Annotated in this window: 23 protein-coding genes and 1 pseudogene; 4 read left to right on the forward strand and 20 right to left on the reverse strand. The window is 40.6% G+C overall.

Annotated elements, in window-relative coordinates:
* The first annotated feature begins 1 nt into the window (after position 1).
* Entirely contained in the window at positions 2 to 808 is an 807-nt protein-coding gene (locus tag RCG24_RS12150; protein WP_308077084.1) for an ABC transporter permease, read from the forward strand.
* Positions 805 to 1878 carry an ABC transporter substrate-binding protein gene (locus RCG24_RS12155; protein WP_308077085.1) on the forward strand — a complete coding sequence of 358 codons (1074 nt, stop codon included), beginning with the start codon at positions 805 to 807 and terminating at the stop codon, positions 1876 to 1878. The genes RCG24_RS12150 and RCG24_RS12155 overlap by 4 nt, the downstream gene beginning before the upstream one ends.
* Positions 1879 to 2090: 212 nt before the next feature.
* Here RCG24_RS12155 and RCG24_RS12160 read toward each other — a convergent pair whose 3' ends face one another.
* The 9 genes and pseudogenes from RCG24_RS12160 to RCG24_RS12200 all read right to left on the reverse strand — a co-directional run bounded on the left by RCG24_RS12160 (position 2091) and on the right by RCG24_RS12200 (position 9691).
* On the reverse strand, positions 2091 to 2312 hold the full coding sequence (locus tag RCG24_RS12160; protein ID WP_308077086.1) for a hypothetical protein: 222 nt from the start codon (positions 2310 to 2312) through the stop codon (positions 2091 to 2093).
* A 269-nt stretch (positions 2313 to 2581) separates the two neighbouring features.
* A complete protein-coding gene (locus RCG24_RS12165; protein ID WP_308077087.1) occupies positions 2582 to 3352 on the reverse strand; it encodes an energy-coupling factor ABC transporter ATP-binding protein in 771 nt (256 codons plus the stop codon).
* Positions 3349 to 4194 carry an energy-coupling factor ABC transporter ATP-binding protein gene (locus RCG24_RS12170; protein ID WP_308077088.1) on the reverse strand — a complete coding sequence of 282 codons (846 nt, stop codon included), beginning with the start codon at positions 4192 to 4194 and terminating at the stop codon, positions 3349 to 3351. The genes RCG24_RS12165 and RCG24_RS12170 overlap by 4 nt, the downstream gene beginning before the upstream one ends.
* Positions 4191 to 4958 (reverse strand): energy-coupling factor transporter transmembrane component T family protein, encoded by a 768-nt coding sequence (locus RCG24_RS12175; protein ID WP_202652805.1) that lies wholly within the window; start codon positions 4956 to 4958, stop codon positions 4191 to 4193. The genes RCG24_RS12170 and RCG24_RS12175 overlap by 4 nt, the downstream gene beginning before the upstream one ends.
* Before the next feature lie 191 nt (positions 4959 to 5149).
* Positions 5150 to 5752 (reverse strand): ECF transporter S component, encoded by a 603-nt coding sequence (locus RCG24_RS12180; RefSeq protein WP_202652806.1) that lies wholly within the window; start codon positions 5750 to 5752, stop codon positions 5150 to 5152.
* Between the two features lie 217 nt (positions 5753 to 5969).
* A pseudogene (locus RCG24_RS12185) lies at positions 5970 to 6584 on the reverse strand (DUF5643 domain-containing protein); the annotation flags it as partial.
* 78 nt (positions 6585 to 6662) lie between these two features.
* On the reverse strand, positions 6663 to 7382 hold the full coding sequence (locus RCG24_RS12190) for a LutC/YkgG family protein (RefSeq protein WP_308077089.1): 720 nt from the start codon (positions 7380 to 7382) through the stop codon (positions 6663 to 6665).
* Positions 7383 to 7384: 2 nt separating this feature from the next.
* Positions 7385 to 8812 (reverse strand): LutB/LldF family L-lactate oxidation iron-sulfur protein, encoded by a 1428-nt coding sequence (locus RCG24_RS12195; protein ID WP_308077090.1) that lies wholly within the window; start codon positions 8810 to 8812, stop codon positions 7385 to 7387.
* A gap of 162 nt (positions 8813 to 8974) precedes the next feature.
* A complete protein-coding gene (locus tag RCG24_RS12200) occupies positions 8975 to 9691 on the reverse strand; it encodes a (Fe-S)-binding protein (RefSeq protein WP_308077091.1) in 717 nt (238 codons plus the stop codon).
* Between the two features lie 192 nt (positions 9692 to 9883).
* Here RCG24_RS12200 and RCG24_RS12205 point away from each other — a divergent pair, with 192 nt between their 5' ends.
* Positions 9884 to 11041 carry a pyridoxal-phosphate-dependent aminotransferase family protein gene (locus tag RCG24_RS12205; protein WP_308077092.1) on the forward strand — a complete coding sequence of 386 codons (1158 nt, stop codon included), beginning with the start codon at positions 9884 to 9886 and terminating at the stop codon, positions 11039 to 11041.
* 239 nt (positions 11042 to 11280) lie between these two features.
* Here the strand turns inward: RCG24_RS12205 and bioB are convergent, their stop codons facing one another.
* The 3 genes from bioB to lepB form a co-directional block, all read right to left on the reverse strand.
* A complete protein-coding gene (gene bioB, locus RCG24_RS12210) occupies positions 11281 to 12288 on the reverse strand; it encodes a biotin synthase BioB (RefSeq protein ID WP_308079167.1) in 1008 nt (335 codons plus the stop codon).
* Positions 12289 to 13163: 875 nt separating this feature from the next.
* The gene (locus RCG24_RS12215; protein WP_308077093.1) at positions 13164 to 13874 is read right to left on the reverse strand and encodes a Type 1 glutamine amidotransferase-like domain-containing protein; all 711 of its coding nucleotides are present in this window, start codon (positions 13872 to 13874) and stop codon (positions 13164 to 13166) included.
* 18 nt (positions 13875 to 13892) lie between these two features.
* The gene (lepB, locus tag RCG24_RS12220; RefSeq protein ID WP_308077094.1) at positions 13893 to 14414 is read right to left on the reverse strand and encodes a signal peptidase I; all 522 of its coding nucleotides are present in this window, start codon (positions 14412 to 14414) and stop codon (positions 13893 to 13895) included.
* Positions 14415 to 14586: 172 nt separating this feature from the next.
* Here lepB and RCG24_RS12225 point away from each other — a divergent pair, with 172 nt between their 5' ends.
* Positions 14587 to 14766 carry a hypothetical protein gene (locus RCG24_RS12225; RefSeq protein ID WP_308077095.1) on the forward strand — a complete coding sequence of 60 codons (180 nt, stop codon included), beginning with the start codon at positions 14587 to 14589 and terminating at the stop codon, positions 14764 to 14766.
* A 34-nt stretch (positions 14767 to 14800) separates the two neighbouring features.
* Here the strand turns inward: RCG24_RS12225 and RCG24_RS12230 are convergent, their stop codons facing one another.
* The 8 genes from RCG24_RS12230 to RCG24_RS12265 form a co-directional block, all read right to left on the reverse strand.
* Positions 14801 to 15205: a hypothetical protein gene (locus RCG24_RS12230; RefSeq protein ID WP_308077096.1), complete on the reverse strand. Its 405-nt coding sequence runs from the start codon at positions 15203 to 15205 to the stop codon at positions 14801 to 14803.
* A gap of 113 nt (positions 15206 to 15318) precedes the next feature.
* A complete protein-coding gene (locus RCG24_RS12235; protein WP_308077097.1) occupies positions 15319 to 15729 on the reverse strand; it encodes a vWA domain-containing protein in 411 nt (136 codons plus the stop codon).
* 160 nt (positions 15730 to 15889) lie between these two features.
* Positions 15890 to 17275 (reverse strand): sensor histidine kinase, encoded by a 1386-nt coding sequence (locus RCG24_RS12240; protein WP_308077098.1) that lies wholly within the window; start codon positions 17273 to 17275, stop codon positions 15890 to 15892.
* The gene (locus RCG24_RS12245) at positions 17272 to 17952 is read right to left on the reverse strand and encodes a response regulator transcription factor (RefSeq protein ID WP_308077099.1); all 681 of its coding nucleotides are present in this window, start codon (positions 17950 to 17952) and stop codon (positions 17272 to 17274) included. The genes RCG24_RS12240 and RCG24_RS12245 overlap by 4 nt, the downstream gene beginning before the upstream one ends.
* Before the next feature lie 40 nt (positions 17953 to 17992).
* Positions 17993 to 18667, reverse strand: a complete 675-nt coding sequence (locus tag RCG24_RS12250) for an ABC transporter ATP-binding protein (RefSeq protein ID WP_308077100.1) — start codon at positions 18665 to 18667, stop codon at positions 17993 to 17995.
* Position 18668: 1 nt separating this feature from the next.
* A complete protein-coding gene (locus RCG24_RS12255) occupies positions 18669 to 19703 on the reverse strand; it encodes an ABC transporter permease (protein ID WP_308077101.1) in 1035 nt (344 codons plus the stop codon).
* Between the two features lie 161 nt (positions 19704 to 19864).
* Positions 19865 to 21118, reverse strand: coding sequence for a cation:dicarboxylate symporter family transporter (locus RCG24_RS12260; RefSeq protein ID WP_308077102.1), 1254 nt, complete (start codon positions 21116 to 21118; stop codon positions 19865 to 19867).
* Between the two features lie 447 nt (positions 21119 to 21565).
* Positions 21566 to 22135 (reverse strand): PepSY domain-containing protein, encoded by a 570-nt coding sequence (locus tag RCG24_RS12265; protein WP_308077103.1) that lies wholly within the window; start codon positions 22133 to 22135, stop codon positions 21566 to 21568.
* Between the last annotated feature and the right edge of the window lie 48 nt (positions 22136 to 22183).

The following is a 22183-nucleotide window of genomic DNA, read 5'->3' on the forward strand; positions in this document are numbered from 1 at the left end:
TATGGATAAAAAAATATCTCCCTTATCCAGGCTGTTTTTAGTCGTGATCTTTTTTATCTTGTATGCCCCAATCTTCTTTCTCATTTTCTACTCCTTTAATAAGGGAGAGACAATGTATAACTTTGAAGGCTTTTCTTTAGAGTGGTACCGCGAGCTGTTTCACGATACTAGGCTGCTTATCATTGTTCTGAACACCGTTGTCGTTGCTTTACTGTCAGCACTTTTTTCAACGATTATCGGCATCTTTGGTGCTTTAGCGATTCATATGGCCAAAAGGCACCAAACAAAAAATGCGCTACTGTCATTAAATAATGTCTTAATTGTCAGCCCAGACGTCATTATCGGGGCATCGTTTCTGATTTTGTTCACGTTGGCGGGAATTAAACTTGGTTTTTACTCGGTCTTGTTGTCACATATCGCTTTTAGCATCCCGATTGTGGTGCTGATGGTGCTGCCAAAGTTAACCGAAATGAGTCCATCATTGATTGATGCTGCACGTGATCTCGGAGCAAACGGCTGGGACGTAATGACAAAGGTCGTCATCCCCTATATTACACCGGGGATTTTTGCCGGATTTTTCATGGCGTTAACGTATTCACTGGATGACTTTGCCGTTACTTTTTTTGTAACCGGAAACGGCTTTTCGACCCTTTCGGTTGAAATCTACTCGTTGGCACGCCGGGGCATTTCTCTAAATATTAATGCCTTATCAGCAATCCTGTTCCTGTTCACAATGCTGCTTGTGGTGATCTACTACTTTATTACCCAACGAAATAAGCCGAGCGGAATGGGGGTGCGTAAACGATGAACCATTTGGTTCGCTTCTTTTTAATTATTGCGGCGGCATCTGCGATTATTTTGTATGCTGTTTCCAGTTTGAACACCTCGCAGGGTTATTCCGGCGCTAATACGCTCACGGTCTTTAACTGGGGAGACTATATTGATGAGGATCTAATCAAACAGTTTGAAAAACAAACCGGCATCAAGGTCATTTATGAAACATTTGATTCCAATGAGGCGATGATGACCAAAATTGAGCAAGGCGGAACAAATTATGATGTTGCTGTCCCATCTGAATATATGATTGATAAAATGCGACATGAGCATTTGCTGGTTCCATTGGATCATTCGAAGCTGCCAAATTTAAAAAACATTGATTCGCGTTTTATGAATCTGTCATTTGACCCAGGAAATAAATATTCCGTCCCCTATTTCTGGGGTACTGTCGGCATCGTTTACAATCCGAAAATGCTCCATGGTAAAAAAATTACCAGTTGGAATGATCTTTGGGACCCTGATTTAAAAAATCAAATTTTGTTAACTGACGGTGCCCGTGAAGTGATCGGGATGGGGCTAAATAGTTTAGGCTATTCGCTGAACGATACGAATAAGCAGCATTTGCTGGAGGCGAAAGCAAAGCTTGATAAGCTCACCCCAAATATTAAAGCGATTGTCGGTGATGAGATTAAGATGTTGATGGCGAATGAAGAAGCGGCTATCGGTCTGGTTTGGTCTGGGGATGCTTCCGAAATTATGTCGGAGAATGGCCATTTAGACTATGTCGTTCCGAAAGAAGGCTCTAACTTGTGGTTCGATAATATGGTCATTCCAAAAACGGCGCGAAATATCGATGCCGCACATAAATTTATTAACTTTATGCTCGATCCAAAAGTGGCAGCTAAGAATACCGATTATGTCGGCTATTCTACCCCTAACAAACAGGCTCTTAAGTATTTAGATAAAGAGGTCGTTGAGGATAAGCGCTTCTATCCAGCACCGGAACTGACGAAAAAACTTGAGGTGTACGAAAACCTCGGCAAACGCAACCTGGCAACTTACAATGAACTATTTTTACAATTTAAAATGCATCGGAAATAACAAAAGCGAAAGCGACCGGTCAACGACGTATGGGCTGGGGCCCGCTTCGACTGAGATAAAGGAAACTCGAAGAACGCTAGTGATTCGAAGTTGACTTATCGTAGGGAGAAGTGGGATGGCCACTAGTCGTTGGGAGCTTGAACTGGACAATAACAAAAGCAAAAGCGCCGCAGCTGGGGAATTCCCAATCATTGCGGCGCTACTTTGATTTTTTAATAACTTTTATCCTCTTCTAATTTGCTCTTGCTGGCAATCCAATTTGTAACCTGTGTGAGAATGGCAAAGGCAAAAAAGAAATTCATTGCCCATACATTAATAAATGGGGCAATACCGCCAAATTCAATTGTTTCATAGCCTTTGAACTTCATCACGATCATCGACTCAATAAAAATGAGCATAAACCCAATTACACCAGCCACTGCCGCTCTTACCATTTCCATCCTCCTGTATTAGATCGATAGTTTAATTCAAGACAAGTGTTAATTTTAACAATTTAGTGAACACTCTAACACCATTATAGGCCTTTTTTCCATAAACACAAACAAAAAGAAAATGGAGGTAGTGCCCATTTTCTTCTCGATAAAAATATTGAGTTTTTTCCTTTATCCCGTCTTAACGAGAAGTAAGACCCCCACCTCGAGAGTCCAAGTCTACGTACTGGTGTATAGGCCTTTTTTGCTATTTTGCGCATTCATGCAAAAATTCATCTGACTGTTAAAATTGTATTCTTTAGCCCTAGTCGGTTAGCCAATTGGGTGATTCCGGGAGGTTCGACGTTCGCTTCCTCAAGGACGTCTTTTTGTGAAAAAACTTCTCTTGTACTGCCATCAAGCAAAACCTTCCCTTCATTAAAGACTATGGTCCTATCAAAATTCTCGGCAACAAAATCCATATCATGAATGATTGTTAACACTAGTTTGTTTTTTTCCTTCAATTTCTGAATGATTCGGCGGATGATTTCCTTACCGGCGTGGTCCTGGGCGATCGTTGGTTCGTCAAAAATCACAATGTCTGTATCCATCGCCACCACCGAGGCGATACAGAGCAGCTTCTTTTCCGATAAGCTTAAGTCATGCGGATTCATGGATAATTTATCGTCTAGTCCGACCAGTTCCAGCGCCTCGACCGCGAGCTTTTCGGCTGTATATCTTCCCATTTTAATATTCAGCAGTCCGAACATGGTCTCGTCCAAAACAGTTCGTTTAAAAATTTGATCGTTGGGATTCTGAAACACCAAACCAATCTTTCGCGCCAGTTCAGCGGCGGTTCTCATTTTTACATCGTATTCTCCAATCAAAATTTCCCCATAAGTTGCTTTTAATAAGCCTTTTAAGAGCTTTACAAAGGTGGTTTTTCCGGCACCGTTTTGTCCGATAATCGCCGTTGTCCGCTGATCAAACTCCAAATTAATATCAGAAAGCACCGGAACCCCTCCGCCGGTGTAGGAAAAGGACAGATTGGATACTTTTATCATCCGAGTGACCCCCTTAAGGCCAGTTCCGCATCCTTCAATGTCACCGGATAGCTGTCACACCCCTGTTTTTTCATACCTAATGCTTTACATACTCTAGTGTACACCGGGGCAGCCACTCCATATGTTTCCAGGTCATCGCGGGAGAATAGTTTTTCAGGGGCAGCAAAATCGACTAGTTTCCCTTCATGCAGCAGTAAAACCCGATTGCAATACTGGGCGACTTTTTCCATTTTATGCTCGGCCATAATGACAGTAATTCCTTGACCGCTTAAGTCTTGAATTGCCTGAAATACTTCCTCGGAACCCGTCGGGTCGAGCTGTGAGGTCGGTTCATCCAGCACAAGAACATCAGGTTTCATCGCAATGATACTGGCGATGGCCATCCGCTGCATTTGTCCCCCCGACAAATCAAACGGACTGCGATCCTTCACATGTTCAATTTTCAGCAACTTCAGCACTTCATGAATTCGCCGGCGCATTTCATCCCGCGGCAGGCCAATATTTTCGAGCCCAAAGGCAATTTCTTCATATACCGTCATTTTCGAGCCTGTTACCTGCGTGAACGGGTTTTGAAACACCATTCCTACCTTTAAGGAAATTTCGGCAATCGTATGAGTCTTTACCTCAAGCCCGTCCACGATAACTTTCCCGCCGTAGGCACCTTTATAAAAATGCGGAACAAGACCAACCAGCGCCTGACACAACGTCGACTTTCCGGAGGAATTTTTGCCAATGATTCCGATGAATTCTCCTTCTTCAATTTGAAAGGAAATATCTTGAAGGGCGAGTACCTCACTCAGTGGATATTTATATTTCAGATGATCGACCACAATCTTTTTCATAAAAACATCCTCCATGCCACGGCACATACAGTAAGGACTAACATTACAGCCTGTATAAATCGGCTATTCGGATAGGTTTTTTCTTCATTCAAATAGGTTTTCGGATTACGGGAATTGAAGCCGCGAACTTCAAGCGCCATCGCCCGTTCCTTGGTATTGATGAGCGACCCCAAGACAACCGGCCCAAGCAACGGAATGAAGGCTTTAATTCGAACAAGCAACTTTCCTTCTGTCTCCATTCCCCGTGACCGCTGCGCGTCCATAATCGTACTCATCGTCGTCATCATCTCCGGAATGATTTGAAAAACCGACACAATGACATAGCCGATTCTTGGCGACATTCCCTTGCGAACGAGCGCTTCCACCAGGTCTGAAGGCTTTGTTGTCAGCACCAAAATCATAAAGGCACTAACAATGTTGGTAACCCGAAAGACAATGGTTAAAGCAAATTGCAGCCCTTCCTTATACATCGCCACCGGACCAAGCTGCAACAGTACTGTTTCATTTCCCGGCTTAAACAACCCCTGGATAATCACGACGGTTATCAGGACAAAAAAGACAAAACTGTAAACCGGCAACGTTTTGCGCATTACCTTGGCAAAAATCAATAAGATTATACTAGTTCCTAAACAAATGGCGGAAATCGTGAACGATGGCAAAATAATCGGAATGATGATAGCAAATAAAATATAGTAGAGTTTCGTGATCGGATCGATCCCATGTACAAACGATTCCCGCTCGACAAACAAGCTAATCGATTTCAAACAGCTTCACCAGCTTTCTTTTTCAGAGGCATTTCTACAGATTGCTGCTTTTTTGATTCGCTAATAAAATTCTTCAATTCGCTAATAAATGTCCTGGATTCGCTAATAAAACTTATAGATTAGCTAATATATCTAAAAAATTCGCTAATATTTTACAAGTATAAAAAATGATAAAACAATTTTTATACGGCTTAATCCAAAGTTTCTACCTTATCGTTGTTATTGTATAATTGGACAAAATTACGCGGTAATCCTTTGTAAATCCCATAGCTTATTAACACGACCAATAATTTATCAGGCACATCAACAACGAGTTCATCAAGTAGAGAGGCAAGCCAGGTTGAATCCGTGTTTGCCAGTATGAATGCAAACAGGGCATCCCCCCAAACATTTCCTGTTTGACCTCCCCAAAAGCCGATATTTAATGGTGTGGAAACAACCGTGGCTACCAATCCGATGATGAGTCCGGCGACCATTGCTTTTCCCCAGCCGGAAATAAAGCCCTTATAAAACAAAATCCCTACGGCCAATCCAATCGCCACGCTCGTAATCGCATATACAAAAGAAATAGGATCCGTAAACCCATAAATAATGTTATTAATGGCTCCAGCTAATGCTCCGACAATCGGACCGCCCAGCATCGCTGCCAGCACCGTGCCGATGGAATCAAGCCACAAAGGCAGTTTCAACACCCCGGCTATGAATTTACCAATATAGTTAATGCCTACGGCAACAGGGATCAGAACAAGTGCCGCCGTTGAAAACTTTAAAGACCACATACTCTGGTTATTCATAAAGAAAAGCCTCCTTTTTCATTTTCTTGTTCACTACTAGTATATTAACTGTCTTGACATATGACAACTCTATTATAACCGAATATTTCCACTTTTCTAGTAATCCTTAGGCATTTATATATTTCTATGTACCATTCTTTTGGCTTATTCTTTACACGAATACCCACTTAAACTCAAAAAAGGCACCTGATTGGTGTCAGGCATCTTCATTTCATCCTTATTTTATCTTTATTTTTTCATTGCCTTTGATCCAGGAAGGGTAGGCGGTTAGTTCTAAGAAAATTGGATTTGGCCGTGTGTTCAGATTGGGAATGTTAACGTGCAGTTCGGTGACTCCTTCTTCATCGCTTGCAAGTATTGAACTGTATTTAGAGAGTATTTCTCTTCCACTGGCATCGGTTATTTTTGTAAATGGAAAGGAACGGAATTCCTTTTTCGCATGCATATCAAAAATCAAATCATTTCCCTCTACGCGCAAATTGCTTAAGAAACGGCCTTTTGGCTGTTTCAAGATTTTCTGATTTTTTGGATCGACGATGACATGGTCTTCATCCTTATCGACCGCTTGGATTTTGTTCAGAACAAGATACAGTTCCTTCGGTTCACGGAAATAATTACTTTGCAGATAAATAATCGCTTCCTCTGGTGAAATCTGATTAGCAGTGATTCCGTTAGCAATTTTATTCCATGTCTCGCCATTTTCATCCACAAGCCTTAAATCGTCGAAACTGAAGATTCGCTTACTGTTATTGGGATCCATTTTCACATGGATGGCTGCCCGCAACGGATAGATATCCGCCTTAAAAAATGATATTTTTTGCCCTTCAATTGAAACAGTCTTGTTTTGAACACTCTTTCATAAAAATTAACACAACAAAGAGCCGACCCCAGCAAGGATCGACCCTCAAAATTACAGATCATGAATCACAATATAAGTAGCTTTGATCGGACCATGGACACCGACGACGAGGTTTAATTCAATATCGGCCGAGTTGCTTGGACCGGTAATAAAATTGATGCATGATGCCACATGTCCAGTTTCTTGAAAAATTTCTCGCATTTTTACTGCCGCCTGAGTGATTCTGGGGACAAGGCTGCTCTTGGGAATCAACATAATCGATGTGGCCGGCAGGAAACTTACCGTCCGTCCCTTGTCCTTATCGCTAAACAACACGACGGTTCCTGATTCGGCAAGGGTAATCTCGCTAATCGTGATGCCAACATTTGCATTCTCCGCCTTATGTATATTTTCGTCTCCCAACGTATAATCCCACTCAAACAGCTCAATATTGTGCGCTGGCCACTGTTGTTTCATAAGCGGATCGAGCCCCCACTTGGAGAAACGCTCATCCTTCCAGGTCACAACCGGGCCGCCGCCATATTCCGTAACGACATCATTCACAACCCCGGGAAGCCCTGCCAAATCCGTCGTAAAAATCTTGGTGTGGATTATTTTACATTGTTTTTTTAAAATTTCTAGCAGCTCATCCTGAGATGTATCCTTAAATACCTCATATTGCGGCTGATATTTCCAATTGGGTCTTTCGAGCGGAATGGTAATCCGCGGCCGATTAAGACGATTAGCAATTTGATTTAAAAATTGATCACGATTTTGAATGGTACCGACCATGGTTATTTGTCTCCTTTCTCACGGCTTTTAAACCAATCCCTAAATCTCTCCTTATTGGGAGCCGGGAAATCCCGAGCCTCGGTCCAGGCCTTTAACGGCCCCACACCTTTTGAAATTTTATCCCCTGATGTAAAAGGATTTAGGGCAGTTGGGGCAAGTTTTGAACCTATTTTATAAAGGGTTGGAGATGCTGCACCAAGACCAAACGCCTTCATTAACAGTTTTTCAGAAACAGGTGCCTTTCCTTCCTTTTCAACAATCATTTCGCGATGCTTCAAAAGCAGATTGTGGAGCGGAATTTTTACCGGGCAGACTTCTGTGCAGGCACCACAAAGGGTAGAGGCATAAGGAAGTTCCTTATACTCATCATAACCGCCCAACAGCGGCGTAAGCACAGCACCAATCGGTCCCGGATAAATCGAACCGTAAGAATGACCGCCGATTTGCCGGTATACCGGACAGACATTTATACAGGCAGCACAGCGGATACATTGCAGGACAGATTGGAACTCGCCGCCGAGAATATCGGACCTGCCATTGTCCACAATAACAAGATGAAATTCCTCTGGCCCATCAACATCCAGCTCCTCACGCGGACCTGTTAACACAGTAATATAACTTGTCAGCTTTTGTCCGACAGCATTTCTTGTTAACATACTGACGAGGATTTCCATTTCTTCAAAGGTAGGCACAATTCGTTCCATTCCCATAACAGTAATTTGTGTTTTTGGCAGTGCTGTCACTAAATCTGCATTCCCCTCATTTGTAACTAAGCTGAAGGAACCTGTTTCAGCAACGGCAAAATTACAGCCGGTTATCCCCAAATCCGCTTGTAAAAATTTTTCCCTTAAGGTAACACGAGCCTGATAGGCAAGCTCTTCCGGTTTGGATGTTTTCGTGTAGCCTAATTTCTCGGCAAAAACTTCCCGAATTTGTTCTTTGTTTTTGTGTAAAGCAGGGACCACGATATGTGACGGCGGATCATGGTCATCCAGTTGAAGAATATACTCGCCCAGGTCTGTCTCGACCACTTCACAGCCTTCCTCCTGCAACATTGCATTTAGGCTGATTTCCTCCGTTACCATTGATTTTGATTTAACAATCTTTTTTGCCTTTTTCTTTTGGACAACGCTGCGGATATATTCATTGGCGTCTTCCTTTGTTTGGGCAAAAAAGACGTGACCGCCGCGTTTAGCCACATTTTCACTTAATTGTTCCAAATAAAAATCCAGGTATTCCAGAACATGCTGGCGGATTTCTTCTGCGTGATTGCGCCACTCTTCCCAATTGCCCAGCTCATCAGTGGTAACCGCTCTGCGCTTCAGACTCATCCCATCCTGGGCACTTGCCACTGCACCGCGCATGAATTCATCATTTAATCCATTATCAACACGTTCCTTAAACTGTTCCGTGCCAATCTTCATTGCCATGGAAATCCCTCCACTTTTTCTTGAAAGTAATTCTGCGGATATAATTGAAAAGATACAGATATCCTGTCCGAAATTGCAGATATAATTGAAAAATTGCAGATATCCTGTCTAAAATTGCGGATATAATTGAAAATTACAGATATCCCTTCCAAAATTAATCTATTATCGGCTGTTTAAGACCTCTGCAATATGCATGACTTTTATTGGCTTTCCGAGCCGCCCCATTCGGCCACCAATGTTCATGAGACAGGCTGCATCTGCACCAATAAGATATTCGGCACCTGTCTCTTCAACATGACGGACTTTTTCATCCACCATTTGCTCCGAAATTTGGGCCATTTTGACTGAAAAGGTACCCCCAAAGCCGCAGCATTGTTCTTTACCAGGGAGCTCCGTGAATTTTAGTCCTTTAACATTTTTCAATAAAATCATCGGCGCTTCTTTGACCCCCAGCAATCTTGTCATATGGCAAGAGGTATGATAAGTGGCCGTCCCTTCCAGCTTTGCACCAACATCTTCTATTTTTAAAATATCGACAATGAACTGCGTTAGTTCATATGTTTTTTCCGCTAATGCTAATGCTTTTGGCTCCCATACAGGATCCCCTGCAAAAATATGAGGATACTCATGGAACATATAGGCACAAGAACCGGATGGCGAGACAACATATTCTGCATTGCTAAATGTTTCGATCATTCGTTTCATCGCTTCTTTTGATTCTTTTACATAACCGCTATTATACGCAGGCTGCCCACAGCAAACTTGAGATTCAGGAAATTCTATTTCACAGCCAAGTCTTTCAAGCAGTTTAACCGTCGCCTTTCCGACATTGCTCTGGAACATATCGACGATACATGTTGCAAAGAGCGTAACTTTCATTTTTTCTTCACCTCTAAAGATTTGTCGACTACAATTTTAAATGCCAGTCTAATTTTCTGACCAATTTGCGAAAAAGCAAAAACCTAACTCATTATACTCCTTCACCAAGAGAATATATATAACTCTACTAAATGGGTTACATAATTGCTATAATTTAATCGAAGATTCAAAAATCTATGGGAGGAATTTTTTATGTATCCGAATATTTTACGTCATCCTGGTCCTACTCCGATTCCAAAAAAGGTTCAGCTGGCGATGAACCAAGATATGATCAGTCATCGCAGTGAAGAATTTGTTCAACTTTATCGTAAGACGACAAACCGGGTGAAGCCTATTTTTGGAACCAAGCAGGAGATTATACTCATTCCATCCGGTGGTACCGCCGCATTGGAAGCAGTAGCCGTCAATACTGTTTCTCCCGGAGAAGAAGTGGTAGTGATCACCGTCGGCGCGTTTGGCAACTATTTTGTCTCTATTTGTGAAAAGTACGGCTTCAAAGTCCATAAGCTGGAAAAACCTTGGGGCGAAGCTTGTACGGAAGAAGAATTGTCTGAGTTTTTAAAATCATTAACCAATGTGAAGGCGGTCTTTGCTACCTATAATGAAACTTCAACAGGAATCTTGAATCCTGTTAATCGCTTAGCTCAAGTCGTCCGTACGCAAACAGATGCCCTCTTTATTGTCGATGGGGTCAGCTGTATCGGCGGTGCCCCTGCTGAAATGGATCAATGGGGGATCGATATTTTAGTGACAGGATCGCAAAAGGCGATGATGCTGCCGCCTGGACTTGCACTGTTAAGCGTGAGTGACAGAGCCTGGAAGGTGATCGAAAAAAATCAAACACCATCCTATTACTTAAATTTATTAAGCTACCGCGAATGGGCCGAGAAGGGCATGACACCAAATACCCCAGCTGTGTCGTTAATTTTTGGCCTATCTGCTGTTTGCGATTTGATCGAGGAGGAAGGCGGGTTTTCCCAAACAGTCGCTAGACATGAACTGATGAAAAATATGGTCCGTCAAGCAATGAGGGCTCTTTCAATCGGTTTGTTGACTGCTGATGAATATGCTTCGCCAACGATTACGGCAATTAAGGCCCCTGAAGGGTTAAACCTAGGAGAATTTTTAGGTCATTTGAAAAAGAAATACCATCTTGATTTTGCTGGCGGGCTTGGACATCTTCAAGGAAAAATCTTTAGATTTGGCCATATGGGTTACTGCTTCCCAAGTGATATTCTTCAAGCCGTGTCTTTGTTGGAAGCAGGTTTACAGGATTTCAACTACTCTTTCGAACCAGGTGCAGGCGTGCTAGCCGCACAGAAAGTATTCTTGGCTGCACAGCAGAAATAAATTGTTTTTTATAGAAAAAGGTCTGTTCTTTTTATGTAAAATGTCCTTTACAAACGGTACATTTCATAAGTTGGAACAGGCCTTTTAGTTATAGGTTATACTTCAAGACTATGATTGGCAATAGAGCTTTATCAAGGACAGTTGCTCTGGTTTGTCCAGTCGATTTGTCCTTAGATGGACCTTTTTAACGATAGTATCCAAAGCTTATTAAGCGATTTTATCCTAGAATAAAACGGCTGTTATGAATGAATCTTGGCAACAGCTTGGCGATCAACCTCAAATGGGTTGTCTTCAATTTCAAATCCAAGATCTTCAATGAGTTGATAATCTTCCTCTGGGCACTGTCCATCTGTGGTTAAGTAATCACCGACAAAAATAGAGTTGGCAATAAACAGCCCTAAGTTCTGAAGCGAGCGTAAATTGAATTCACGGCCGCCCGAGATGCGAATCTCTTTAGTTGGATTGATAAAACGGAACAAGGCTAAAATTTTCAAACAGCGAATCGGTGTTAGATCGTTCATGTCTTCCAGTTTTGTCCCCTTGATTGGGTGAAGGAAATTAACTGGAATCGAATCGGCATCCAGCTCTTTCAAAGCAAAGGCCATATCGACGATATCATCGTCTGTTTCACCCATACCACAAATAACACCAGAGCATGGTGAAATACCGGCACTTTTTACATTTTCTATCGTGGCAACTCTGTCTTCGTAATCATGCGTTGTCGTAATATTGGCATGATGATTGGCACTAGTATTGATATTATGATTAAATCGGTCCACACCTGCAGCTTTTAGCTTGACCGCCTGCTTCTCTGTTACCAGCCCCATGCAGGCACAAATTTTGAGCTGCTCAACTTCATTTTTTATTGTTTCCACAGCAGAAATCACCGTATCGACGTCGTTATTGGTAGGTCTCCGTCCGCTCATGACGATACAATATGTACCAATCCGATTCTTTTTCGCTTCTTTGGCGCCTTCGACAATTGTTTGTTTGCTGATCAGAGAATAGCGGTCAATTTCTGTTTTAGCCTTAATCGATTGGGCGCAATAGCCGCAGTCCTCAGGGCACAGACCGCTTTTTGCATTAATAATCAGGTTTAACTTTACCTTTTTACCGTAATAATATTTGCGAATTTCATAGGCAGCATTGACCAATGATAAAATTTCTTCGTCATTTGAATTTAGAATTTCCGTTGCTTCCTCTTTAGACAGCTGATAACCATCAATCACCGTTTTGGCCAGGCTCATCCAATTCACATCATCACCTCATTTTATATTAGTAAACTTAAGTTAAATATAAGTTAACATTTTAAATTATAAAACAAGTAAATGTAGATTCAAAGAGCTTTTTGTGAAAATTTTCCTTTGTTCATCTAATAAATGAGTAATTATAATATAGCAGGTTTAAAGATTATAGCCCTCTTTTACTTGAAAAAGAGCTGCCATTGAGGCAGCTCCCTTCAAAATTGGTTGTTTTCTATAAAGTTATTAATTTGCTGGAAATGCCCGTGATCATCTTCAATCATCCTGCTTATGAAGGACACTTTCAATTGGTTCTACCACGGTTTTGTCCTTCATACCGCTTATGAAGGACACTTTCAACTGGTTCTACCACGATTTTGTCCTTCATACCGCTTATGAAGGACACTTTTAACCGGTTCTACCACGGTTTTGTCCTTCATCCTGCTTATGAAGGACACTTTCAACTGGTTCTACCACGGTTTTGTCCTTCATACCGCTTATGAAGGACACTTTCAACTGGTTCCGCCGCTGGTTTGTCCTTCATAACTCTTATGAAGGACACTTTCAATTGGTTCTACCACGATTTTGTCCTTCATACCGCTTATGAAGGACATTTTCAACTGGTTCCGCCGCTGGTTTGTCCTTCATAACGCCTATGAAGGACACTTTCAACTGATACCGCCGCTGGTTTGTCCTTCATACCGCTTATGAAGGACACTTTCAACTGGTTCCGCCGCTGGTTTGTCCTTCATAACGCCTATGAAGGACACTTTCAACTGGTTCTACCACGGTTTTGTCCTTCATCCTGCTTATGAAGGACACTTTCAACTGGTTCTACCACGGTTTTGTCCTTCAGCAATAGTAAATCAATGTTATATGTCCTAGATTTCAGCACCCAAGTACTTTGTCTTAAGCTCCGATTCAATTATTTTTCCAGCAAACGAGACCTGGTATGCCTTGGCGTCAGGTCTTGAGCTGACAGCCTGATAAAGATCTTGCTCGATGAAATGGACTGCGGCCCCGTCATCCACAGCTATGCCGGATTGTAATTTTCCTGTTTCTATTAACCTGTGATATGCCGGCCTTCTTTCCGCTTCCCCATCATAATGCGGACAGTTGCTGCCCTTTAAAAAACCCAAAGCTTTAATAGGTTCAAGCTGATCACCATAAGAGTCCGTTACCCCTTCTTCAAACCAGCAAATAGAACCAGCACTGATTCCTGCCAAAATAATTCCTTGATTCCATGCCTTGTTTAAAATTTTGTCGAGTCCCCATTCTTTCCACAAAACTAATAGATTCTTGGTGTTGCCACCGCCGACATAGATAATATCTTTATCTAAAATAAATCCTTCCAGATCCCTGGTGCTTGGTCTAAATAACGACAAATGAGAAGGCTCACAATTTTGGCGTTCAAAAAAGCGATAAAAGTTAGAAATATAGCCATCCGCATCGCCGCTCGCAGTAGCTAAAAAACAAATTTTCGGTATTGGTTTATGAGATTGCTGCAAAATATAAGTATCGAGGAGCGGGTTCTCCGGTTCCATTGAAAAACCGCCACCGCCTAATGCGATGATTTGTCTTACTTTTTCCATTCTCATTCTCCTCCTAAATCATTTGACAACCCTGATGTCCGTTAATGGATAGAAAACAAATTCACTTTTGCCGATAATACTATCTTCATTAATATAGCCAAGCTCGTTACGGCTGTCCCTGCTGTACAAGCGATTGTCCCCCATGACAAAATAATGGTGTTTCGGAACGATAATCGGCCCGAAGTCTTCTGTTAAGCGGCTTCCGTGCTGCTGAGCCAGTTTCAAATTATCTGAAAGATAGGGTTCTTTAAAAATCCTGTTATTGATCCACAAGTGGTCATTTTTCATTTCGATCTTATCGCCGGGAAAACCAATCACCCGTTTCACATAGTTTTCTTTCGGCCCTCTAATAATGACAATATCTCCTCTTGAAAAATCGACCAATTTATTCACAAACATTTTTTCCTCATCGTGAAGCGTTGGTTTCATCGAATCCCCCTTCACAATGTAAGGCGAAAAAAGGAATGTCCTAACCACAAATGTGATTCCAAGCGCAATGATAATTGACTTTACCCATCCAGTCATTTCCTTTTTAGACATTTTATCACCCCTTGATCTGATTTATCCTTATTAAAAAAATTATCCAAATGAAGAACCCACCTCCCTTCAATGTGATTTTTGCAGATTAGTTGAATATAAAAAAGGAAAATCAAGGTTATCTTGCGAAATATATTTGAGTTAAAATTTTTAAATCATTTTCGGGAGGACATTCATGGAACAGTATTTTTTTTGGTTATTGATAACCCCCATACTGGGAGTATTGTGGTTTTTAAACTTAACAGCTATATTAAAAAGAATAAATAAGGATGAGAGTATCCAAAATCAAATCATTATTGGCTCCGCTCTTACCTTTATCATTATTTTTCTATTGATGCTGTTTTCACTATTATAATTAAAACAAATTTAGTTCCGGTCGATTATTAGATTTACTTAATGATGGTAATCGACTTTACCTTTTTAAGTCTTATCCATTGGGTTTTCTTAATACCGTTTAGAAAATCCTCCAATTGATTATCAGAAACCGGTTCTGAACCAATTAATATTTCTGAACTAAGCGCGGAAGCAAAGATGCGATTCTCTAGAACTTTTCCATTCAGCAATTCAACCGAGATGATTTGTCCATACTTTAGTCCCTCCAAAACAGGAAATTTATTAAGAAAGTACTGATGATTATATTGGTTGATTTTTCGGTCAAGCAGCCAGTTGACGAGGACAAAGATGCTAACTGTCATAATCAGAGCCCACCATCCTGCCGTCTTCATGAAATTAATTCCAATGAACATTAACAATGGCAAAACCAATATTTTAAACATCCAATATACAAGTTTCATAACAAACGCCCTTTTCCGATAAATATCTATATACTTATTTTCTCTGAAAATACCCAAAGTGGCAATTTTTAACTAAAAAAGACTGTCCTAACTAACAGAACAGCCTTTTCTATTTATGCAACCTTAATTGCCTTTCCAAATGGGATTCGCGGCATAAAGGTGCCTGATACCAGCCAGAATAATTCAAAATCAACACTTTCCATTTCTTCAGGCAGAAAGCCAGTGACATCAGTGACATAGAACAAAGTGTCAATCTTCTCTTCTTTGGCCCATTCAAGCACAAGAGTATAGGACGATTTCCCGTGAGTATGGTATTTGATAATCCCACTTTTCACCGGTGTAATGCTTCTTATTTTAAAATCAGCTTGCACCAATAGGGTGTCCGGTTTTACTTTTTCAAAAAGTGTCACAATGTTATTGATTAGGATAACCGGAGCTTCATTCGTTGAGGTATCAACTGCTAAAGCGACTTTTTTGTCCTGACGTTCCTGAATCATGGAAAGTATCCGTTTATGCCATTTCAAACTATATTCCCCCTTTGTTTTAGCGAACCAATCTTATTTTAAGATAAACAATAGGGGGTTATGATTGGATATAAACGGAAATAGCGCTTTTTAAACAGTAACATACTTTCGTGTACCCGTTCAGAAAGCACAAAGGCAAAAATTCCATGCTTGTTTTGATTTAATTGGAATGCATCGGTAGCCTCACAATAAAAGTAGTCCCTTCATTTTCCTTACTGAAAACACGAATATTACCGTTATGCAATTTGACAATCGCAGCAACTATCGAAAGTCCTAACCCGGTTCCCTCGGTGGTGCGGGTTCTTGCTAAATCCGCCCGATAAAAACGATCAAAGATCCTGTCGATTTCCGTCTCCTTGAGGCCAATTCCTGTGTCCTTAAAAGTGACGAATACCGTCTTATCTTTTTCCTCTATCAAAATCTCGATAGTGCCATTCGGTTGGTTATATTTAATCGCGTTCGTTAACAGATTATCCCAAACGGTATTTAATAATGAAGGGTCGCCGGTGATTTCGATATCTGGCAAGGAGTAGCTTAGCATGATTTCTTTTTCCCCAATAATCCATTGATAACTTCTCACCAATTCCTTTATTTGCCGGCCGAGATTAAATCGTTTTTTCTTCATAATATCTTCATTTCGATCTAATGAGGCAAGAAGCAATAATTGCTTGGTTAAAGTCGAAAGTCTCTTAATTTCAGCATTAATAATTGAAATGTATCCAGACCGTTCCACCTGACTAATGGTGTTCTTTTCCAAAAGGTTTATATATCCCTTGATATTGGACAATGGGGATTGGATATCATGAGAGATGTTGGAGATAAACTCCTTCCGCATTTCATCCATCTGTTCTAGTTTCCTCGCCATTTGTAAAAAGCTATGGGAAAGTTCGCCCAGTTCATCGTGCCTGGTGATGTCGAGCTTAACATTAAAGTCGCCGCGTGCCAGTGATTTCGTTGCATTGGTTAGCTTTGAAATGGGTCTGACTAAATATTTGGTGCTAAAAACAACCAACACAATGCTCAAAAAAATCGATAATCCAAGCATCCAAGCGAATAGAAAATGCATCTCGTTAAACAGTAGTTTAATGTCCGGCCGAATGAAAAGAGCATAAGTGCTCCCTTTATATGTCAGCGGAACGCCAATGGTATTTTTTAATTCATTAGCAAAAAAACCTGTGACAAAGGTTTTCCGGGGAAACTTCTGAATTCCATGATAAACGTTGCCAGTCAGTACTCGTTCAACTGTTGCATGAGTCAAATGTTTATCTCTAAAGGTGGCTCCAAAAAATGTTCCTTTACCGCTGGGATCAACCAAGTAGATTTGATAGCCAATGGCCGAGATGCTTTCTAGGTAATCATTCAAATCAATTTCTGAATGCTTTCCAGCAAATGCGGCAATATCCTGGGCAATTTTTGTGTTTTTTTGGTCATTATACGGTTTTAATTTTTGCTGGTAATAGACATTAGAGACGATGAAAGCAGTAGTACTGCTTAACATCATAATCCCGATAGTAATGACGATAAATTTTACATAAAGAGACTTCATCGGCCTTTTGCCTCCAGTGAATATCCGACCCCTCTTATGGTTTTAATTTGAAAATCCTCGGTTAGTCCCGCAAAACGTTCTCGTAATCGTTTAATATGGACATCCACCGTACGCTCATCGCCTTCATAATCCACACCCCAAATTTGTTCAATCAAGTGGTCTCGGGAGAAAACCTGTGCTGGATGGGACATGAGAAAATAAAGCAATTCAAATTCCTTCAACGGCAAAAGAAACGTCCGATTCCCAATTGTCACTTCATAGCTTTTTTTATTAATCGTTGTATTGCCAATGCGAACAATGGCATCATCCGGTTGATGATCATATCTTCGCAGCAATGCCTTGATCCGAAAGCTTAATTCTTTCGGTTCAAACGGCTTTACTAAATAATCGTCAGTACCCGCCTGAAAGCCTTGCTCCTTATCATCAATTTGATTTTTGGCCGTTAATAGAATAACTGGAATATCATACTGCCTGCGGATTTCCTTTGTTAGTGAAAATCCATCCATAAACGGCATCATTACATCCACGACGGCTAAATGACAGGTTTCCTTTTTTAAGATCCGCAGCGCTTCGGTACCGTCCTTTGCCTTAAATACTCCGTATCCCAGCTCGGTTAACTGAATCTCTAATAGCTGTAAAATATAAATATCATCATCGACAATCAGAATATTCGTCATTAACTATCCCTCTATTCGTTACGATAAAGTGAAACTTCTCCTACTGCACCAAACCATCACGCATTTTGACAACATGGTCCGCATAGGAAAGCATTTCTTCATCATGAGTCACCATTAACGTTGCCATTTTCAGCATTTTTGTCAGATCCCTGATGAGGAGCATGACATCTTTTGATTTTTTCGAATCCAGGCTGGCAGTTGGTTCATCGGCAAAAAGAATTTTCGGTTTATGGATGATAGCTCGGGCTATTGCCACCCTCTGCTTCTCCCCGCCGGACAATGAAGCCGGATAAGCATCCTTTCTATGTTCCATTCCAACTAATTTAAGGATTTTGGCAATTTCCTTTTTTTGTTGACGTTTTTTCAACTTGGTATCGGCAACATCCAGCATTAGCATCAATTGTTCTTCAACGGTAAGAAACGGTACGAGATGGGCAAATTGAAGCACAAAGCCAAATTTACTTGCCCGTATTTTCCGAACCTGTTCTTGGTTCATAGCAGTGATATTTTGCCCCTCAAATAATACTTTACCATCTGAGGCCGGCTGAAGTCCTGCTGCAATAGTAAGGAGAGTGCTTTTCCCTGAGCCAGAGGCACCTACTAGTGCTGTCACCTCGCCTTCCTTAAGAGAAAGGCTGATTCCTTTAAGGATTTCGTCCTTCATTTCACCATTCATGAACGTTTTTCTAACCTTATCGATTGTAAAAATTGTCATATTAAACCTCTCCTTGTTGGATTGCTTGTAATGGTCCGACTTGCTTAATCTGAATTCCTGAAAGCGTCGCTCCGACAAACCCGATCAACAAGAATGTAAGCGACAATTGAACAGTCGTTCCCACCGTTAAACTAAACGGTAACCCTTTGGGTGCTATGAGATTAAAAACCTGGCCCAGTGCAATAGAAATAGTCAACGCAAAAATGGTAATAAATATCATTTGCGTCCACATCATTGTAAACAGGACACTTGTTTTCACACCGATCGCCTTTAGAATCCCGTATAAACCAATTTTTTGAACGTTCATCATATAAAAAAAGATGGCAAATAACATACCGCTAATAACAACGAGAAACCAAACCATCATATTAAGTGACAGTTGTTCTGCTTTATAACTGGAAATGGTGTTCAGAAACTGATCTTTCGAAAAGGATTTTAGGCCCGCGATGGTTTCTCCGGAATCCCCGCCCGGTATGAAAATCAGCTGCATTTCCTGAATCCGGTAAATTTGTTTGTAATCGGCGACATTAATAAAGGCGACAGGTGCATGACTAAATTTGCTCTGGTCCACAAAGCCTTTGACAATGAATTTGCCATTGTATTGATTATTCGTTAGAGTATCACCAATCTTAATTCCATCATTCTCAAGCGAACGGTCGAGAACAACCTCGCCTTTATTTACCTTCGAAAATAACGGCGAAGCAGTTGAAGAAACAAAAGCAACGCTCCGCTGTTTTCCAGAACCTTCATTGATAAATCCCATTTGAATGGAAAATGCTACAGCATCCTTGTGTTTTCTTAACACGCTAGTTTGGGTCTTATTACTGATTTTTGAAAGATTATAGGTTTGGTTTGCTTCCTTTGTCATGAAAAATTGACCATTTGGCAAATCCTTAATGAGTGCAGCATTATCTTGTGATAATCCATTTGCTAAGCCAGATATAATAAATGTTAATAAACTAACTAGAAAAATGATGGAGCCCAGAATTAAAAATCGTCCTTTATTTTTCTTCATTTCTTTCCACGCCATGTTCATTTTCTTTCCCTCACTTTCCTTTTGACATCACTAGTTTATAGCCGCAATATGAACAGAAAATGAACAAGAAATTACATTTAAAGAACTGGGCTAAGGATCCTGATGGACAAAAAAATAGTGCCTGACACTATCAAAGTGCCAGACACCCAATGTTTTTTGCTTTATGCAGCTAATTTTTCTTCCTGTTTATCAAGCTTATGTCCTTCCCATCTGGAAACAACAATTGCCGCTAATGAGTTTCCGACAATGTTGACACATGTCCGGGCCATATCAAGGATCCGGTCAATCCCAGCAATAAAGGCAAGCCCTTCTGCAGGAATTCCCACGCTGCCTAATGTCGCTAGAAGGACAACGAAGGATACTCCAGGGACACCAGCAATTCCTTTTGATGTAACCATTAACACAAGCACCAAAGTAATCTGATGAGTAATGCTCATATGAATGCCGTACATTTGGGCAATAAACAACGCTGCAATTGCCTGATAAAGAGTAGATCCGTCAAGGTTGAAGGAATACCCGGTTGGAATCACAAACGAAGTAATTGCCTTCGGACATCCTAACTTTTCCATTTTCTCCATGATCCTTGGAAGGACTGTCTCGGAACTTGCGGTGGAATAACCCAATAACAGTTCGTCCTTTAGATATTTGAGAAATTTAAAAATGTTTACTCCGACCATTTTTGCAGTTATACCGAGCACCACAAGAATAAAGAAAGCCATGGCGCCATAAACAACAATCACTAGTTTGCCAAGTGGAATTAACGAAGACAAACCAAACATCGAAACCGTAACCCCAATTAAAGCAAAAACGCCAATTGGCGCCAGTTTCATAATCTGGTTTGTCACATAAAACATGGCATCAGCCGTTCCTCTAAAGAACTTTAAAATCGGTTCCCCTTTTTCTCCAATAGCCGCGACTCCGAGTCCGAACATCACAGAAAAGAATATAATCGCTAACATATCGCCATTTGCCAATGATTGAATAATATTTGTTGGGACGATATTGACGAAGGTATCGACCATTGAATGGGTTTCAGTTGTTTTCGCCGTTTCCACATAAGTATTAATATCCGTTTTGGTTAACTGTGAACGATCAATACCTGTTCCGGGATGAAATACGTTTCCAGCAAACAAGCCAACTACAATAGCAATAGTAGTAATGATTTCAAAATAAATGAGTGTTTTTCCGCCGAGCTTACCTAACGATTTCATGTCGCCAACACCGGCCACTCCGACAATAATGCTTGAAACGACGATCGGTACAACAATCATTTTAATTAAACGAATAAAAGTATTTCCAATAGGCTGTAAAATCTCAGCCACATGCGGGTTTCCATAAAAAATAGCACCAACCATAATCCCCAATGCCAGTCCAATAAAAATTTGCCACGCTAAACTAATTTTCCTCTTTTTCATTCGCACCTCTCCAATCTTTGATGTTTTTTCGAATAACTTTTAACCCTAAAAGTATAGTAAAATAGGATTAAAATAATTTTGTCATTATATCAATATTATATTTTTTATATAAACTTTATTTTATTTGCTTTTTGTTCATTTAGCAACAATGAAGTTCCTGCCAATTAAAAATATCCTTTGTATCCTCCTGATAATTCATTTATATTAAATAGAATTTAATAGTATTAAAAATATTTTTAATATAATAATATTTCGCTCTATTAGTTATGTAAGATCAAAAAAACGGAAGAATCTTCTTCCGCTTCCTTTGGATTTTTTCAGTTAGTGGTCATGTTCTATTTTCACAATTTTTCCGGTATGTGCATCGATTTCTAAGTCCGTTTCGCTTGTTTTAGTTTGCAATTCCAAGAAAAGGAACGAGAGATTAACATTTGCTGAGAAAAAACTTTAATCATCCCAGGTAATTGATATTATTTTTCCGGTAATCGCATGAATTTGCACTAAGGCCTCTTTATCAGCAGCCGTTTCAATTTCAACTAAATAATAGCTAGTGTCTCCAGTGGTTTCTAAATCAATATCATCGACCGTTCCGTTAACCTCTTGCAAGGCAATTTCAGCTGCCGCTTTCTCCGTAATGGCTGTTTGTTGTTTTTTTCCCTTTTCTTCCGTTGTAACGGATGGCTGATTCAGTTGTGGCAGTGATTGGTTAGCGGTAGCTTCGTCTTGGGCACCGCTTTTTTTGGTAAAGGCAAGTATTTCACCATCGTCCATTCCCAGCTTTACCTCATATTTGATATCGGCCCGTTCCATTTCGATTACGTACTGATTATTTACCTGCCTTATCTTCGTGACTTCCCCTTTATAGCGCTGCTCCACCAATTGTCTTGCTTCCGGAATAGAAAGTGCCTCAGCCCTTGTCTTCGAACCAGTCCATCGCTGGAGGTCAATGAAAAATAGCAAAACGCTGATAAGAATAAGGCTGAAAAACAGCATGAACAACCAATTTTTTTTACGCATTCGTAACACCCTCTCACTTCTCTCTTACCCCAATTTTGCAATATGAAA

Origin of the sequence: Neobacillus sp. OS1-32 (assembly GCF_030915425.1) — a bacterium.
GTDB lineage: Bacteria > Bacillota > Bacilli > Bacillales > Cytobacillaceae > Neobacillus > Neobacillus paridis.

Excerpts from the sequence above, each read along its gene's own strand:
- RCG24_RS12180 (WP_202652806.1), bottom strand. The coding sequence starts at position 5,752 with ATGAATAACCAGAGTATGTGGTCTTTAAAGTTTTCAACGGCGGCACTT.
- RCG24_RS12195 (WP_308077090.1), bottom strand. The coding sequence starts at position 8,812 with ATGGCAATGAAGATTGGCACGGAACAGTTTAAGGAACGTGTTGATAAT.
- RCG24_RS12200 (WP_308077091.1), bottom strand. The coding sequence starts at position 9,691 with ATGAAAGTTACGCTCTTTGCAACATGTATCGTCGATATGTTCCAGAGC.
- RCG24_RS12245 (WP_308077099.1), bottom strand. The coding sequence starts at position 17,952 with ATGACGAATATTCTGATTGTCGATGATGATATTTATATTTTACAGCTA.
- RCG24_RS12240 (WP_308077098.1), bottom strand. The coding sequence starts at position 17,275 with ATGAAGTCTCTTTATGTAAAATTTATCGTCATTACTATCGGGATTATG.
- RCG24_RS12255 (WP_308077101.1), bottom strand. The coding sequence starts at position 19,703 with ATGAACATGGCGTGGAAAGAAATGAAGAAAAATAAAGGACGATTTTTA.
- RCG24_RS12260 (WP_308077102.1), bottom strand. The coding sequence starts at position 21,118 with ATGAAAAAGAGGAAAATTAGTTTAGCGTGGCAAATTTTTATTGGACTG.
- RCG24_RS12160 (WP_308077086.1), bottom strand. The coding sequence starts at position 2,312 with ATGGTAAGAGCGGCAGTGGCTGGTGTAATTGGGTTTATGCTCATTTTT.
- RCG24_RS12150 (WP_308077084.1), top strand. The coding sequence starts at position 2 with ATGGATAAAAAAATATCTCCCTTATCCAGGCTGTTTTTAGTCGTGATC.
- RCG24_RS12215 (WP_308077093.1), bottom strand. The coding sequence starts at position 13,874 with ATGGAAAAAGTAAGACAAATCATCGCATTAGGCGGTGGCGGTTTTTCA.
- lepB (WP_308077094.1), bottom strand. The coding sequence starts at position 14,414 with ATGTCTAAAAAGGAAATGACTGGATGGGTAAAGTCAATTATCATTGCG.
- bioB (WP_308079167.1), bottom strand. The coding sequence starts at position 12,288 with ATGAGCCTGGCCAAAACGGTGATTGATGGTTATCAGCTGTCTAAAGAG.
- RCG24_RS12165 (WP_308077087.1), bottom strand. The coding sequence starts at position 3,352 with ATGATAAAAGTATCCAATCTGTCCTTTTCCTACACCGGCGGAGGGGTT.
- RCG24_RS12170 (WP_308077088.1), bottom strand. The coding sequence starts at position 4,194 with ATGAAAAAGATTGTGGTCGATCATCTGAAATATAAATATCCACTGAGT.
- RCG24_RS12155 (WP_308077085.1), top strand. The coding sequence starts at position 805 with ATGAACCATTTGGTTCGCTTCTTTTTAATTATTGCGGCGGCATCTGCG.
- RCG24_RS12190 (WP_308077089.1), bottom strand. The coding sequence starts at position 7,382 with ATGGTCGGTACCATTCAAAATCGTGATCAATTTTTAAATCAAATTGCT.
- RCG24_RS12265 (WP_308077103.1), bottom strand. The coding sequence starts at position 22,135 with ATGCGTAAAAAAAATTGGTTGTTCATGCTGTTTTTCAGCCTTATTCTT.
- RCG24_RS12250 (WP_308077100.1), bottom strand. The coding sequence starts at position 18,667 with ATGACAATTTTTACAATCGATAAGGTTAGAAAAACGTTCATGAATGGT.
- RCG24_RS12230 (WP_308077096.1), bottom strand. The coding sequence starts at position 15,205 with ATGAAACTTGTATATTGGATGTTTAAAATATTGGTTTTGCCATTGTTA.
- RCG24_RS12205 (WP_308077092.1), top strand. The coding sequence starts at position 9,884 with ATGTATCCGAATATTTTACGTCATCCTGGTCCTACTCCGATTCCAAAA.
- RCG24_RS12225 (WP_308077095.1), top strand. The coding sequence starts at position 14,587 with ATGGAACAGTATTTTTTTTGGTTATTGATAACCCCCATACTGGGAGTA.